This window comes from Pseudonocardia ammonioxydans (genome assembly GCF_900115005.1).
Lineage (GTDB): Bacteria > Actinomycetota > Actinomycetes > Mycobacteriales > Pseudonocardiaceae > Pseudonocardia > Pseudonocardia ammonioxydans.
In genome coordinates this window covers 100,140-114,153 of the sequence record NZ_FOUY01000002.1, presented here as the reverse complement: position 1 = coordinate 114,153, position 14,014 = coordinate 100,140, and the positions used below count along the sequence as shown (strand labels likewise).

Sequence of the window (14,014 nt, the reverse complement as noted above, 5' to 3'; positions counted from 1 at the left end):
GGGCGTCTAGGCTGACCGGTATGGCGGCCCGGACACGACGCGAGGAACTGGTCGCGCTCCTGCAGGACTACGCGGGTGAGGCGGAGCTGCTCGGTCAGGCCTTCGCCGGGCGGCACCGGCTGCACCCGACCGACCTGCACGCGCTGCTGGCCGTCATGCGGGCCGACACGGCCGGGACACCGCTGACCCCGGGCCGGCTCGGCACCCGGCTCGGGCTCTCGACCGGGGCGACGACCGCCCTGGTCGACCGGCTCGAACGCGCCGGGCACGTGCGGCGCAGCCGGGAGTCGACCGACCGGCGCCGGGTGACCCTGCGCCAGGCGGAGAACGCCGGCCGGGTCGGCGCCGCCTTCTTCGGCCCGCTCGGGGACCGGGTGGACGCCGTCCTGCAGGACTTCGACGACGCCGAGCTCGCCGCCACCGCGCGCTTCCTGTCCGCGATGAACGCCCTGGTCGCCGACTACCGCGCTGAGCTCGCCACCGACCGTCCCGCGACCCCGGCCTCCTGACCCGCGCCCCGCCCGGCACCTCGCCGCGGCGCGCCCCGCCCGGCACGTCGCAGGGCGCGTCGCGCGCGGAACCCCGCCGTGCCGCGCGCGGCACCCTGCCGGGGCGGAAGCGCGCCACTCACCGGTGCCGGGGACGTCGATCAGCGCGCTCATGCCCTGGTCCGGGCGGAAGCGTGCACCTCGCCGGTGCGGGGCATGTCGATCAGCACATTGCCGCCCGGGCCGGGGCGACAAGGTGCTGCTCGGCATGATCGGGCGCGTCGATCAGCGCGTTGGCGCCCTCCCGGAGGGGCTCGACGGCGCCGAGCATGTCGATCAGCACGGTCGTGCCCTCCGGAGGGCGAGAACGAGCTGCTCACCGGTGCGGGACGAGCCGCCGAGTCGTGAGCCCACCTCGAGATCAGCGTGTCGTGCAGGATCGGTGCCGGATCCGGCACCGATCCTGCACGACTGCCCGATCATCGCGCGGGCAGGCGCCCGGTCAGGCGTCGGCGGTCGCGGCGTCGAGGTACTCGGCGAACTTCGCGCGGGCGGCCTCGGTGCGGGTCGGGACGTGCTCGGTGGGCACGTCGACCGGGGTGTAGCCGCGCAGGATCCGGCGGGCGACGGACTCCTTGTGGACCTCGTCCGGACCGTCGTAGATACGGGCCGCGCGGGCTGCCCGGTACATCTGCTCCAGGGGCAGGTCCCCGGAGAAGCCCAGCGAGCCGTGCACCTGGATCGCGCGGTCGATGACGTCGTGCAGCACCCGCGCGCCCCAGTACTTGATCATCCCGATCTCGATCCGGGCGTTCGAGGCACCGACCTGGTCCATCGTCCATGCGGCCTGCAGGGTGAGCAGCCGGGCCGCCTGCATCTCCGCCGCCGACGTCGCGATCATGTCCTGGACCATCTGCTTGTCGGCCAGCCGCGAGCTGCTCGCGGTCCGGGACACGGCGCGCTCGCACATCATGTCGAACGCCCGCTTGGACTGCCCGAGCCAGCGCATCGCGTGGTGGATCCGGCCGGGACCGAGCCGCTGCTGGGCCAGCTTGAAGCCGTCGCCGGGGTTGCCGACGAGGTTCTCGACCGGAACCCGGACGTCGCGGTAGACGACCTCGGCGTGCCCGCCGTACAGCTCACCGCCGACCTCGGGGTGGTCCATCACCGGGATGTCGCGGACCACGTCGACACCCGGCGTGCCGGTCGGCACGACGATCATCGAGGCCCGCTGGTACGGCGGCGCGTCCGGGTCGGTCACGGCCATGACGATCAGGAAGTCCGAGCCGGTGGCGTTCGAGGAGAACCACTTGTGCCCGTTGATCACGTACTCGTCGCCGTCCCGGACGGCCCGGGTGGTGAGCATGGTCGGGTCGGCGCCGGCACCGGGTTCGGTCATCGAGAAGCAGGACCGCAGCTCGCCGCGCAGCAGCGGGTGCATCCAGCGGTCCTTCTGCTCCTCGGAGCCGCCGATGGACAGCAGCTCCGCGTTGCCGGAGTCGGGCGCCTGGTTGCCGAAGATCCCGGGCGCGTACCGGCACTGACCGAGGATCTCGTGCATCAACCCGAGCGAGACCTGCCCGAACCCGCCGCCACCCAGCTCCGGGGGCAGGTGCGCCGCCCACAGGCCCTGGTCCTTGACCTGCTGCTTGAGCGGTGCGGTGATCCGGGCGAACGTCTCGCGGTCGAGGTCGAGGGTCTCCAGCGGGATGATCTCGTCCCGGACGAAGCCCCGCATCCACTTGAGCTTCTCCTCGAACTCCGGGTCGGTGCTGAAGTCCCACGCCATCGTGAACCGCCTCCTGTAGGCCTGTCGTCCGAAAGTCTCCGCGAACGTAACCCGGCGGGCCGGGCGCGCGGTACAGGCGGCCCCGTCCGCCGGCCGACTGTCCGCCCGCGGAGGGAGATCCCGAAAACTGGGTATTGCGTTCGGCGCACGCTAATACCGGGGTCCGGCGTAGCGCTATGTCCGACGGAAGCACCACGGTGGTTGCGCCATCCGGAGGGGGAGGGCCGACCGCGGTGGTTCCGGTGTACGTGCTCAACCGCGACACCGCGCCGATCGACGTGCGCGTGACCACGGCCTTCGGTGAGCACAAGATCTCCAAGATCGCCCCCGGCACGGCGTACTACCACCGCTTCGAGACCGGTAAGGGGTCGGTGCCGGCGGGCAGCGCGACCGTCGCGGCCTACAAGTGGGAGAACGGCAAGGGCCACTACAGCCGCGCCGAGGTCGGCTACGGGGCCGCGTCCTGCGTGGTGAAGCCGCGGCTGCAGAGCACCGTGGTCGACGCCGACTCCGACGGCCGGATCGACTCCGCGACCGTGAAGAACGTCGGTGCGCACACCGTGGACGCCCGGATCTCGGGCCCGGCGGGCAGCACCGCGAAGCGGCTCGCTCCGGGACAGTCGTTCACGGTGCGCGACACGGCGGACCGGTCGCCGGTGGCCGTCTTCTCGGCGTACAAGGTCGTCGAGGGCAAGGCCTACTACACGATCGAGACGAAGCGTCCCTGACCCACGGCCGGAGCGGCCCGTGTCGCATTGCGCGGGCCGCCCCGGGCGGGAAGGCTGACGGCATGACCGACGGTGCCGTCGCAGCCTCCTCCCATCCCGCGGGCGTCCCCTCGGACCTGGTCGCGATGTCGTACGAGCCGCTCACCCCGACCGCGTTCCTGGACCGGGCGGCGACCGCCCACCGCGACCGGATCGCCGTGGTCGACGGCGACCTGCGGCTCACCTACGCCGAGCTGCACGACCGGTGCCGGCGCCTGGCCGGCGGGCTCGCCGCGATCCACTCCGGACGCCCGGTGGCGGTACTGGCCCCGAACACGCACGTCGCGCTGGAGGCGACCTTCGGGGTGCCGTGGTCGGGGGTGCCGCTCGTCGCGGTGAACACCCGGCTCTCGGCGGGCGAGATCGCCTACATCCTGGAGCACTCGAACGCGTCGGTGCTGGTCCACGACCCGGTCTTCGACGAGGTCGTCGCCGACGCGCTGGGCCGCACGCAGACCCCGCCGCAGGCGGTCCGGGTCGGGGACGACTACGAGCGCCTGATCAGCTGGGGCGAGCCCACCGCCGTCACCCCCGACGACGAGCGCGCCCTGCTTTCGATCAACTACACCTCGGGCACGACCGGGCGGCCCAAGGGCGTGATGTACGACCACCGGGGAGCCTACCTGCAGGCGCTGTCGATGGTCGGGCACACGGGGCTCTCCCCGTCGGCGGTGCACCTGTGGACGTTGCCGATGTTCCACTGCAACGGGTGGTGCTTCCCGTGGGCGGTCACCGCCGCCGCGGCCACGCACGTGTGCCTGCCGAAGATCGAGCCGGCCCGGATCTGGGAGCTCGTGCGCGAGCAGGGGGTCACCCACCTCAACGGCGCGCCCACGGTGCTGTCGATGATCGCCTACGCGCCGGAGGCGGGCCCGGTGCCGACGACGGTGCGCGTCGCGACCGGGGGAGCGCCGCCGAGCCCGGCGATCCTGCGCCGGATGGCCGAGCTGGGCTTCGAGGTCACCCATCTCTACGGTCTCACCGAGACGTTCGGGCCGGCGATGCTCTGCGACTGGCAGCCGGAGTGGAACGAGCTCGACGGTGACGCCCAGGCCCGGATGAAGGCCCGCCAGGGCGTCGGCAACATGATCGCCTGCGCGGTCCGGGTGATCACCGAGGACGGCTCGGACGCCCCGGCCGACGGCCTGACCACCGGACAGATCGCGTTGCGCGGCAACAACGTCATGCTCGGCTACCTGAACGACGATGAGGCCACCCGGGCGGCCGCACCGGACGGCTGGTTCCGGACCGGCGACATCGGCGTCATGCACCCGGACGGTTACGTGGAGCTCCGGGACCGCTCCAAGGACGTGATCATCTCCGGCGGCGAGAACATCGCCAGCGTCGAGGTCGAGCAGGCGATCGCCGACCACCCGGCCGTGCTGGAGGCGGCGGTGATCGCCCTGCCGGACGAGCGGTGGGGCGAGGTCCCGGGCGCTTACGTCACGCTGCGCGACGGGTACTCCGCCACCGAGCAGGAGATCGTCGAGCACGTGCGGGAGCGGCTCGCCCGGTTCAAGGCACCCAAGCGTGTCGTGTTCGGCGAGCTGCCGAAGACCTCCACCGGGAAGATCCAGAAGTTCGTGCTGCGCGACGAGGCCTGGGCCGGGCAGGAGCGGCGGATCAAGTGACCGGCGGCAGCGCCGACATCGTCGTCCACTCGTCCCACGGGATGGCCCAGTCGTAGTAGTCGCCGTCGCGCTGGGTCAGCGGCTCCGAGCTGCCGGTGACCTCGACCGGGTCGCCGAAGGTCGCCATGGCGAAGAACTCCTTGGCGTCACGGTTGGACAGGTTGATGCAGCCGTGGCTGACGTTGCTGTTGCCCTGCGCGTACGACGACGACGGGTTCGCGTGGATGTACTCGCCGTTGTTCGAGATCCGCACGGCCCAGAACTGCGGCTCGTCGACGTAGCCGTAGGCCTCGTTGGTCATCAGGACCTTCTGCGCCTTGTTCATCACCACGTGCACACCGGAGCGGGTCACCCGGTTCGGGTCGGAGTCGAGGCCGTAGGAGGCGTCGTAGCGGGCGATCTCCTGCCCGTTCTCGACGACGGCGATCTGGTGGCTCTGCGTGTCCGCCTTGACGATCCGGCTGGTCCCGATCGCGAAGGAGCGGTCGACGTCCTCGGTGACCCAGCCGGCCTCGCCCAGGTCGAGCCCGCGCAGCGCGCCGTGCACCCGGACCTCGGTACCCGAGGGCCAGTACGACTTCGGCCGGTAGTGCACGCGGGACCCGTCGGCGTCGTCGGGCAGCCACGCCCAGGCACCCTCGACCGGCGTGGAGGTCTCGACCGACAGCTCCCGCTCGACGGCGGCCTTGGCCTCGTCGGACAGGTTCGCCGCGAAGCTGACCGCCACCGGGGCCCCGACCCCGACCTCGGCGCCGTCGCGGATGTTCACGGTCGGCTCGAGCGTCTCCTCGGGGTCGACCGTGGTGAACGCGTCCTCGGCCAGCGGGCGGCGGGTCTCCTCGTCGACCACCCAGGTGCCGGACCAGCGGTAGGTGGTGTCGAACTCCAGCGGGGCGGTCGTGGTCCAGCTGCGGCCGTCGGGGGACGGGGCGCCGGGGACGGGACCGTCGTCGCCGGTCAGCGTGACGTTCTCCAGCCGGCCGGTGCTGACCTCGGCGGTGGCGGGCTCGCGCGGCCCGGCAGCAGGCCCGGGCCGGGGCGAGGTCGTCAGGATCTCCGGCACGGCCGGTGCGGCCGGGCCCGGGGTGAACCGGTCGACGGCCCCGGCGATGTTGCGGGCCAGCGAGTCCCCGACCCGCCCCTCGGCGACCGCCGCGGTCGCGCCCGCCACCAGGGCCGCGAGCGCCACCAGCACGACGGCCAGCCGCCCCAGCGTGCGACGGTGCAGCGAGCGGCGCCGCCGGCGTGGCGTGTGGCGGCCGCGGGAGCTGTCCCAGGACCTCGACATGGTCCGATCATCTCAAGCAGATCACCCACACGGGGTCACCGACACGTCACCGTTCGATCACCGAACGCTCGGCACGTGTCGTGCTCGGATGACAGGCTGCGGTCATGAGCTACGACGTCGCCGCCGTCCGCAGCCGGTTCCCCGCCCTGCGGGCCGGTGTCGCGCACTTCGACGGCCCCGGTGGGTCCCAGGTCCCCGACGCGGTGGCCGGCGCGGTGGCCGGAGCCCTCACCTCACCGCTGGCGAACCGGGGCACGATCACCAGCGGCGAGCGCTCCGCCGACGCGATCGTGCTCGCCGCGCGGGCCGCGATGGCCGACCTGCTGGGTGCCGACCCGCGGGGCATCGTGTTCGGGCGCAGCATGACCGCGCTGACCTTCGACCTCGCCCGCACCCTCGCGGCCACCTGGTCGCCCGGTGACGAGATCGTGGTGACCCGGCTCGACCACGACGCGAACATCCGGCCGTGGGTGATCGCCGCGGAGGCGGCGGGGGTGACGGTGCGGTGGCTGGACTTCGACCCGGACACCACCGAGCTCGACGACCTCGCCCCGCTGCTGGGCGAGCGGACCCGGCTGGTCGCGGTCACCGGCGCGTCGAACCTGGTCGGCACCCGCCCGGACATCCCGGCGATCGCGCGGCAGGTGCACGCCGCCGGTGCGCTGCTGATGGTGGACGGGGTGCACCTGACCGCGCACGCGGCGGTCGACGTCCGGGAGCTGGGTGCGGACTTCTTCGCCTGCTCGCCGTACAAGTTCCTCGGCCCGCACTGCGGGGTGCTCGCGGCCGATCCCGCGCTGCTGGAGACGCTGCACCCGGCGAAGCTGCTGCCCTCGACCGACGCGGTGCCCGAGCGGTTCGAGCTGGGGACCCTGCCCTATGAGCTGCTGGCCGGCACCACCGCGGCCGTGGAGTTCCTCGCCGGGCTGGACGGGCAGGCCACCGGGGACCGGCGGGACCGGCTGCGGGCGTCGCTCGCGGCGGTGCACGCGCACGAGGAACCGCTGCGCGAGCGGATCGAGGACCGCCTCGCCGGGCTGCCCGGGGTGCGGCTGCGGTCCCGGGCGGCGTCGCGGACCCCGACGCTGCTGGTGACGTTCGACGACCGCGACCCGGCCGAGGCCTACCGCTACCTGGCCGAGCGGCGGATCGCGGCGCCGGCGTCGTCGTTCTACGCGCTGGAGTGCTCCCGCCGGCTCGGCCTGGGCGACACCGGTGCGCTGCGGATCGGGCTCGCCTGCTACACCGACGACGACGACGTCGACCGGCTGCTGGAGGCGTTGTCCGGCTTCGTGAAGGCGGCGCATCACCGGTGACCTCGTATGTGAAACTGTTCAGGTGACTCGCCTTCGGTGGCTCGCCGCCGCGTTGCTCTCGCTGTTCCTCCTCGCCGGATGTTCGGCCCCCGCGACGGCACCACCGGAGGCTCCCGGTGGGTGCGTTCCCGGGGCGGCACCGGCGCCCGACACGACCGTCGAGTTCGCGCACGCGTCCAACGTCGAGATCACCGGGGCCGACGGGTACCGGGTGCTGACCGTGAAGCAGCCCTACCCGGGCGGCCCGGCCCAGTCGATCGTGCTGGCCGGCTGCGGGGAGCCCGACCCGGCGCTGCCGGCCGAGCTGGCCGACGCGCCGGTGGTGCACACCCCGGTCGACGGGATCTTCGCGCAGTCCACCACCCAGCTCCCGATGATCACCGAGCTGGGGCTGCTGGACCGGCTCACCGGTATCGGCGGGCTGGGCCTGGTCCGCGACCCGGCCGTGCGGGCGCACGTCGAGTCCGGCGCGGCGGTCGAGTTCGCCCCGAACGACACCATCGACGGTGAGCGGGTCGTCACCGAGGCCCCGCCCGTGCTGCTCACCAGCGGCGCGGACGACCCGGCGTTCCCCGCGCTGCGGGCCGCGGGCATCCCGGTCGTCGGGTGGGCCGACTACCTCGAGACCGGCCCGCTCGGCCAGGCCGAGTGGATCAAGGTGATGGGCGCGCTGACCGGGCGCGACGCCGAGGCCGCCGAGGCGTTCGCCGGGATCGAGCAGCGCTACACCGCGCTCGCCGACCGGGTGCGCGGCAGCGAGCCGACCCCGATCGTGGCCGGTCAGCCCTACCAGGGCAGCTGGTACGTCCCCAGCGGCGACTCGACGGCCGGGATCCTCTACCGCGACGCCGGCGCCACCTGGTCCGGGCGCGACACCCGCGAGTCCGGGACGAGCGCGCAGACCCTGGAGAGCGTGCTGGCCGAGGACGGCGACGCGCGCATCTGGCTGGCCGACGGGCCGTGGAACACCACCGCCGACATCGCCGCCACCGACCCGCGGCTGACCTCGATCGCCGCCGCGCAACCGGGCGGGCAGGTGTGGACCAAGGACGGGTTCATGGGCCCGACCGGCGGCAACCAGATCTTCGAACGCGGCGTCGTGCACCCGGACGAGGTGCTGGCCGACCTCGTCGCGATCCTGCACCCGCAGCTGCTGCCCGACCACGAGTTCGTCTACTGGCGCCAGGTGCCCACCGGATGACGGGTGCGGACACCGCCGTGCGGGCGGACCGCTCGACCCAGCGCTCCGGCGGCCGGGCCGCGGTCGCGCTCGGGGTGCTCGTGGTCGGCGTCGTGCTGCTGTTCGGGCTGGCCGTCGCGACCGGCTCGGTCGTGATCCCGCCCGGGCGGACGCTGTCGGCGCTGCTCGGCGTCGGCACCCCGGACGCGCGGCTGGACCTTCTGGTCACCGACCTGCGGATCCCCCGCGCGGTGACCGCCGGGCTGGCCGGGGCCGGGCTGGGCACGGCAGGCCTGCTGACCCAGACCCTGTTCCGCAACCCGCTGGCCGAGCCGTACGTGCTCGGGGTCAGCGCGGGCGCCGGGCTGGGTGTCGCGCTGGTGACCACGGTCGGCGCCGGTGCCGCCGCAGGGGCGTTCGCCGGCGGCGGGCTCGGTGGCGCCCCGGTCGCCGGGCGGCTGGGCACGGTGGCCGCCGCCGCCCTGGGCGCCGGGCTGGTGCTGGGGCTGGTGCTGCTGCTGTCCCGGTTCGCACAGTCGGTGGCCGCGCTGCTGGTCATCGGCGTGATGCTCGGCTCGGTGATCACCGCGGTGGTGAGCCTGCTGCTGGTGTGGACCGACCCGCAGACCGCGCAGCAGTACCTGCTGTGGGGGCTGGCCAGTGTGGACGGCGTCGCCCGCGCCGAGCTCCCGGTGCTCGCCACGATCGTCGGGGCCGGGCTGCTCGGGGTGGTGCTGCTGGCCAAGCCGCTCGACGGGCTGCTGCTCGGCGACGACTACGCGCGCACCGCCGGCGTCGACGTGGCCCGGGTGCGGCTGGCGGTGCTGGTCGTCGCCGCGGTGCTCGCCGGCACGGTGACCGCGTTCTGCGGGCCGATCGGCTTCCTCGGGATCGCGGTGCCGCACCTGGCCCGGGCCGCGGTCGGGACCTCCCGGCACCGGATCCTGATCCCGGCCACCGCGCTGACCGGCGCCGTCGCGGGCCTGGCCTGTGCCGTCGTGGCGCACCCGCCCGGCGCGGGCACGGTGGTCCCGCTGAACGTGGTGACCTCGCTGGTCGGGGCGCCGGTGGTGATCGCGGTGCTGCTGCGCTCGCGGCGGCTGGGCGGTCGCGCGTGGTGAGCCGGGACGCCCCCGCGGCGGCGACCGGGACCGCCACCCCCGCCGGGACCGGGCTGGTGCTGTCCGGGCTGGCGGTCGGGCACCGGACGGAGGGCACGCTGCGCCGCGGCCGGGCGAGCACCGTGCTGCCCGCGGTCGACGCGGTGGCCGGGCGGGGCGAGCTGACCGTGCTGCTCGGCACCAACGGCGCCGGCAAGTCGACGCTGCTGCGGACCCTCGCCGGCCTGCAACCCGCCCTCGGTGGATCGGCCCGGCTCGACGGCGACGACCTGCTCGGGCTGCGGGCCGGTGCGCGGGCGCGCCGGGTCGGGGTCGTGCTCACCGACCGGCCGGACCCCGGACTGCTGACCGGCCGCGACGTCGTCGAGCTGGGGCGGCTGCCGCACACCGGCGCCGCCGGCGTCCTCGGGCCGGACGACGACGCCGCCGTCGACACCGCGATCGACGCGGTCCGGGCCGGGCCGCTGGCCGGACGTCCGCTGGGCCGGCTGTCCGACGGCGAGCGGCAGCGGCTGATGGTGGCCCGCGCGCTGGCCCAGCAGCCGTCGTTGCTGCTGCTCGACGAGCCGAGCGCGTTCCTCGACGTCGCCGCCCGGGTCGCGCTGCTCGGGCTGCTGCGCCGCCTCGCCCGGGAGCAGGACCTGTGCGTGCTGCTGTCCACCCACGACCTGGAGCTGGCGCTGCGGCTGGCGGACCGGGCCTGGCTGCTCGACGGGGCGGGGTCGCTGCTGACCGGCACACCCGGCGAGCTGGCGACCTCCGGGGCGATCGGTGCCGCGTTCGACACCGACGAGCTGGTCTTCGAACCGGACCGGGGCGTGTTCGCGCTGCGCACCCGGGACTGAGCGGGGGCCGCGAGGCCGGTCACCCACCTCGGCGGTCCGCGGCGGCGTCGCGCCGATGTGCGGCGCCGGAGGTCGTCGCGATCTGTGCCTCGAGCCCGTCGAGCAGGAGAGCGAGCCCGGCGGTGAAGTCCTCGCGCGCCGTGACGTCGGTGGGCTCGTCCGAGGCGGCGAAGGCCTCCGACGCGAGCATCGCTGCCGTGTTCGGGAAGCGTTGTGCGGTGACGAGCCGGCCGAGCGCGCGTGCGTACTCGTGTTCACCCGCGGCCTGCGCCTGCTCGGCGGGGCGTCCTTCCTCCAGGTCCTGCGTGAGCTGGATGGAGTGACGCACGTAGCCGCTCAGCAGGGTGACCGCCCTGGCCTTCTCGTCCCAGCCGAGCCGCGTGTCCGCCAGCGCCTCGAGCCCCCGCTCGAGCCACGCGATCTGGTTCGGGCCCGAGGGTGTGCGGTGGAGCGGCACACGAGGGAGCCAGGGCCTGCGCCGGTACAGCTCCCAGAGGTCGAGCGCCCAGCGCCACAGGCCCTCACGCCACCCGGTGGTCTCCGCCGGACCGGCGGGAGGATCGCTCGCCGCGTCCAGCATGAGCTGGAGCAGATCGTCCTTGGAACCCACATGGCGGTACAGCGACATGGCTGTGACCCCCAGCTGTTCGGAGACCTTGGGCAGCGTGGCGGCCGCGAGGCCCTCGGCGTCGGCCAGCCGGACGGCGGCCGCGATCACCGTCTCGACATCCAAGGTCGACTTGCGTCCCATGCGCGTCGGCGTCGTGATCGGCAGCCGCCACAACCGGCGGACGAGGTCGGGTACGGCGTCGCTGTCCATGCTCTCGATCCGGTGGGGTCTCGACCCGATGGCATCGGGCCGCCACAGGTTATCGCAACAACAAACTATACTTGAGATAGTTTATCTCATAGAGTTAAACCATGACCGTTCATCCCGGTACCTCGACCAGCACGTCGCGACAGCGCGTGCACGACGTCGACGCCCTGCGCGGATTCGCCCTCATGGGGATCTTCATCGTCAACATCACGTTCATGGCCTCGGCCTACCCGGGCAACCTGGTCGACGACCCGTCGTTCTCCTCGCCGCTCGACGACGCCGCCCGGTTCGCCGTCGCCGCGCTGTTCTCGATGAAGTTCTACCTGCTGTTCTCCTTCCTGTTCGGCTACAGCTTCGTGCTCCAGATGGACGCCGCGCGGCGCGCCGGGCGCGCGTTCGCACCGCGCATGCTCCGAAGGATCGTGGGTCTGTTCGTGATCGGGGCCGTGCACATCGTCGTCCTCTACGGCGGGGACGTCCTGACGACGTACGCCGTCGTCGGCCTGGTCCTGCTGGCGCTGCACCGCGTCCGGGACGTCGTGGCGCTCCGGACCGCGGTCGGGATCTACGCCGTTGTGGTGACGTCGCTCGTCGTGAGTGCCGTGTTCCTCGACCGCTCGGCGTTCATGCCCTCGCACGAGCAGGCACTCGCGAGCGCGGCCGGGCAGACGCAGGCCCTGCTCGGCACCCCGGTCGACATCGTGCAGCACCACCTCGGGGGACTCGAGCTGCTCGTCCTCCAGGCGGTCTCGCTCCAGGGGCCGACGGCACTGGCGATGTTCCTGCTGGGCATGGTCGCCGCGCGTCGGCGTCTTTTCGAGGTCCTGGGGGAGCGGAGGTCGCTCCTGCGGCGGGTCCAGCTCGTCGGCTTCCCGGTGGGGCTCGCCGGAGGAGTGGGGTACGCGATGCTCGGCGCCGACGCCGACACCCTGGCCACGACCCTGAGCGTGATCACGGCACCGTTCCTGGCCGCCGCCTACGTGGCCACCCTGGTCCGGCTCATGCACGATCGCCGGACCGGTCGGATCCGGGATGCGCTCGCGCCGGTCGGACGCCTCGCACTCACCAACTACCTGGCGCAGTCGGTCGTCGGGGTCGTGCTGTTCACCGGGGTCGGCCTCGGACTCGCGGGCCGTGTCTCCCCGCCGATGCTGGCGCTGACAGCCCTCGGCGTGTTCGTCCTCCTCGCCGTGGTGAGTTCCTGGTGGCTTCGCCGGCACCGCTACGGGCCGGCCGAGTACGTGCTCCGGTGGTTCACCAACTGGCGTCGCCCGGAGCGCCGCAGCGTCGACCCGCGCCCGAGGTGAACGAGCGGCACCTACAGTGACCGGGTCATGACCGCACCCCGTGGCAGCAGCCGTACCCGCCGGGCCGTGAGCTGGTTCGCCGTCGCGTTCCTCGCGGTCTGGATCGGCGGGACCGTGCTCATGATCTCCACGGGCGGGGAGCGCGGCGCCGGCGACCGGGCCGCGCTCACCGAGCGGGCCACGGCGGCGCTGCGCGACGGCGACGGCGAGCGCCTGCACGAGCTGCTGCTCGACGCGCCGGACCGGGACTTCGCCGAGGACTACACGACCCGGCTGCGGGCCGCCGGGACGCCCGCGGTCGCCGCCACCGGCCCGGACACGGCCGAGGTCCGGTCCGGGGCGCTGCGCGTGACGCTGTCGATCACCGAGGACGACGGCCGCTGGTACCTCAGCCTGCTGCCCCCGGCGACCGCCGGGGCGTCGGGGGAGTAGCGCGGCTCAGCGCGCACCCAGCAGCTCGGAGGCGTCGGTGCGGAACTGCATCGACCGGTACGGCCAGTTGGTCGCGGTGTTCCACTGGCTGACGACCAGGTGCAGTTCGTCCAGAGTGGATCCGGGGACGACGTAGCCGCCGTAGAGCTGGGCGACCCGGCCGGCGGCGTGGTCCTCGTCCTCCCAGCCGCAGCCGTGCAGCAGCGTGGTGCGCGGCGCGCGGTGCAGGTCGGCGTTCGGCGCGTCGAGCAGCATCGTGTCGATCCGGTAGTTGCCGGCGTCGAAGAAGGTCAGCAGGCGGTGCATGCGTCCGTCCGGGCCGGGCACCCGGCGCAGGTTGAGCTCGCCGAACGCGCCCGGGATCGTCAGCGTCGGCGGGTTGCCCCAGTCCCAGCGCTCGCCGGCGAAGCCCCACGGCTCCCACGCGGCCGGGTCGGTGATCCGGTCGGCGGGGACCCGGTGCAGCAGCAGACCGTCGCGGCGCTGGAAGCCGGTGGTGTAGGCGTAGACGTACCCGTCGTCCTCGAGGCTCCAGGTCAGCTGCTGGAACAGGCCGTCGTGGTGGTCCCCGCGCCAGGTCGCGCCGGTGCGTTCCCAGGTCACGCCGTTGTCGCGGGAGGCGAGGATCTCGGTCCAGAGCACGTTGCCCAGACCCTTGTTCCCCATCACGTACAGGTACATCGTGCCGCCGACGGTGAGCACGTCGGCGGGCAGGATCGTGGTGATCCGCTTGTGCAGCCGGAACCAGTTCGTCGCGGGCTTGGTGACGAGCCGGCACGCGTAGTCGGCGCTGTCGCCCCCGGACCCGGTCCAGCGCAGGCCGGAGCGGAAACCCGCCGGGTCGGCGAACAGCACGACCGGGGAGCGCCACCCCGGCCCGCCGACCCCGGCGCGGTCGAACGTGTCCCCGAAGACGGCGACCAGCCGTCCGTCCGGCGCGGTCGCGAGGATCCCCAGGTCGGTGCCGCCGATCCCGAACCGGTCGGTGTGGCCGGGACCGGTCAGGTCGGCGATCTTCGTGGTGACGGCCATG

At 73.5% G+C, this 14,014-nt stretch carries 13 protein-coding genes; 9 read left to right on the top strand and 4 right to left on the bottom strand.

Annotated elements, in window-relative coordinates; genetic code table 11:
- Positions 1–20 precede the first annotated feature (20 nt).
- Positions 21–509: a MarR family winged helix-turn-helix transcriptional regulator gene (locus BM093_RS03110; RefSeq protein WP_093336861.1), complete on the top strand. Its 489-nt coding sequence runs from the start codon at positions 21–23 to the stop codon at positions 507–509.
- Between the two features lie 481 nt (positions 510–990).
- On the opposite strand, the gene BM093_RS03105 is transcribed toward BM093_RS03110, so the two are convergent.
- Positions 991–2,277 carry an acyl-CoA dehydrogenase family protein gene (locus tag BM093_RS03105; protein ID WP_093336859.1) on the bottom strand — a complete coding sequence of 429 codons (1,287 nt, stop codon included), beginning with the start codon at positions 2,275–2,277 and terminating at the stop codon, positions 991–993.
- A gap of 233 nt (positions 2,278–2,510) precedes the next feature.
- Here BM093_RS03105 and BM093_RS03100 point away from each other — a divergent pair, with 233 nt between their 5' ends.
- Both BM093_RS03100 and BM093_RS03095 read left to right on the top strand, forming a co-directional pair.
- Positions 2,511–3,005: a hypothetical protein gene (locus tag BM093_RS03100; protein WP_177238235.1), complete on the top strand. Its 495-nt coding sequence runs from the start codon at positions 2,511–2,513 to the stop codon at positions 3,003–3,005.
- A gap of 125 nt (positions 3,006–3,130) precedes the next feature.
- Positions 3,131–4,675, top strand: coding sequence for an AMP-binding protein (locus BM093_RS03095; protein ID WP_245773292.1), 1,545 nt, complete (start codon positions 3,131–3,133; stop codon positions 4,673–4,675).
- On the opposite strand, the gene BM093_RS03090 is transcribed toward BM093_RS03095, so the two are convergent.
- Entirely contained in the window at positions 4,668–5,963 is a 1,296-nt protein-coding gene (locus tag BM093_RS03090) for a L,D-transpeptidase (protein ID WP_093336854.1), read from the bottom strand. The genes BM093_RS03095 and BM093_RS03090 overlap by 8 nt on opposite strands.
- 104 nt (positions 5,964–6,067) lie before the next feature.
- Here BM093_RS03090 and BM093_RS03085 point away from each other — a divergent pair, with 104 nt between their 5' ends.
- Genes BM093_RS03085 through BM093_RS03070 form a run of 4 tightly spaced genes read left to right on the top strand, consistent with a single transcriptional unit; the run spans position 6,068 to position 10,425 of the window.
- The gene (locus BM093_RS03085; RefSeq protein WP_093336850.1) at positions 6,068–7,279 is read left to right on the top strand and encodes a cysteine desulfurase-like protein; all 1,212 of its coding nucleotides are present in this window, start codon (positions 6,068–6,070) and stop codon (positions 7,277–7,279) included.
- A 22-nt stretch (positions 7,280–7,301) separates the two neighbouring features.
- Entirely contained in the window at positions 7,302–8,480 is a 1,179-nt protein-coding gene (locus BM093_RS03080; RefSeq protein ID WP_143105240.1) for an ABC transporter substrate-binding protein, read from the top strand.
- Complete coding sequence (locus BM093_RS03075) at positions 8,477–9,580, top strand: FecCD family ABC transporter permease (RefSeq protein ID WP_093336844.1); 1,104 nt, start codon at positions 8,477–8,479, stop codon at positions 9,578–9,580. The genes BM093_RS03080 and BM093_RS03075 overlap by 4 nt, the downstream gene beginning before the upstream one ends.
- Complete coding sequence (locus BM093_RS03070) at positions 9,577–10,425, top strand: ABC transporter ATP-binding protein (RefSeq protein ID WP_218162639.1); 849 nt, start codon at positions 9,577–9,579, stop codon at positions 10,423–10,425. The genes BM093_RS03075 and BM093_RS03070 overlap by 4 nt, the downstream gene beginning before the upstream one ends.
- 19 nt (positions 10,426–10,444) lie before the next feature.
- Here BM093_RS03070 and BM093_RS03065 read toward each other — a convergent pair whose 3' ends face one another.
- On the bottom strand, positions 10,445–11,245 hold the full coding sequence (locus BM093_RS03065; protein WP_093336842.1) for a TetR/AcrR family transcriptional regulator: 801 nt from the start codon (positions 11,243–11,245) through the stop codon (positions 10,445–10,447).
- A gap of 101 nt (positions 11,246–11,346) precedes the next feature.
- Between BM093_RS03065 and BM093_RS03060 the strand changes: the two genes are divergently transcribed.
- Both BM093_RS03060 and BM093_RS03055 read left to right on the top strand, forming a co-directional pair.
- Positions 11,347–12,549 (top strand): DUF418 domain-containing protein, encoded by a 1,203-nt coding sequence (locus tag BM093_RS03060; protein ID WP_093336840.1) that lies wholly within the window; start codon positions 11,347–11,349, stop codon positions 12,547–12,549.
- A gap of 27 nt (positions 12,550–12,576) precedes the next feature.
- Entirely contained in the window at positions 12,577–12,981 is a 405-nt protein-coding gene (locus tag BM093_RS03055; protein WP_093336837.1) for a hypothetical protein, read from the top strand.
- A 6-nt stretch (positions 12,982–12,987) separates the two neighbouring features.
- Here BM093_RS03055 and BM093_RS03050 read toward each other — a convergent pair whose 3' ends face one another.
- A complete protein-coding gene (locus BM093_RS03050; protein ID WP_093336834.1) occupies positions 12,988–14,013 on the bottom strand; it encodes a glycoside hydrolase family 183 protein in 1,026 nt (341 codons plus the stop codon).
- Position 14,014 lies beyond the last annotated feature (1 nt).

Coding starts and splice junctions, on each gene's coding strand:
- BM093_RS03055 (WP_093336837.1), top strand. CDS start 12,577: ATGACCGCACCCCGTGGCAGCAGCCGTACCCGCCGGGCCGTGAGCTGG.
- BM093_RS03065 (WP_093336842.1), bottom strand. CDS start 11,245: ATGGACAGCGACGCCGTACCCGACCTCGTCCGCCGGTTGTGGCGGCTG.
- BM093_RS03095 (WP_245773292.1), top strand. CDS start 3,131: ATGTCGTACGAGCCGCTCACCCCGACCGCGTTCCTGGACCGGGCGGCG.
- BM093_RS03060 (WP_093336840.1), top strand. CDS start 11,347: ATGACCGTTCATCCCGGTACCTCGACCAGCACGTCGCGACAGCGCGTG.
- BM093_RS03090 (WP_093336854.1), bottom strand. CDS start 5,963: ATGTCGAGGTCCTGGGACAGCTCCCGCGGCCGCCACACGCCACGCCGG.
- BM093_RS03110 (WP_093336861.1), top strand. CDS start 21: ATGGCGGCCCGGACACGACGCGAGGAACTGGTCGCGCTCCTGCAGGAC.
- BM093_RS03050 (WP_093336834.1), bottom strand. CDS start 14,013: ATGGCCGTCACCACGAAGATCGCCGACCTGACCGGTCCCGGCCACACC.
- BM093_RS03085 (WP_093336850.1), top strand. CDS start 6,068: ATGAGCTACGACGTCGCCGCCGTCCGCAGCCGGTTCCCCGCCCTGCGG.
- BM093_RS03105 (WP_093336859.1), bottom strand. CDS start 2,277: ATGGCGTGGGACTTCAGCACCGACCCGGAGTTCGAGGAGAAGCTCAAG.
- BM093_RS03075 (WP_093336844.1), top strand. CDS start 8,477: ATGACGGGTGCGGACACCGCCGTGCGGGCGGACCGCTCGACCCAGCGC.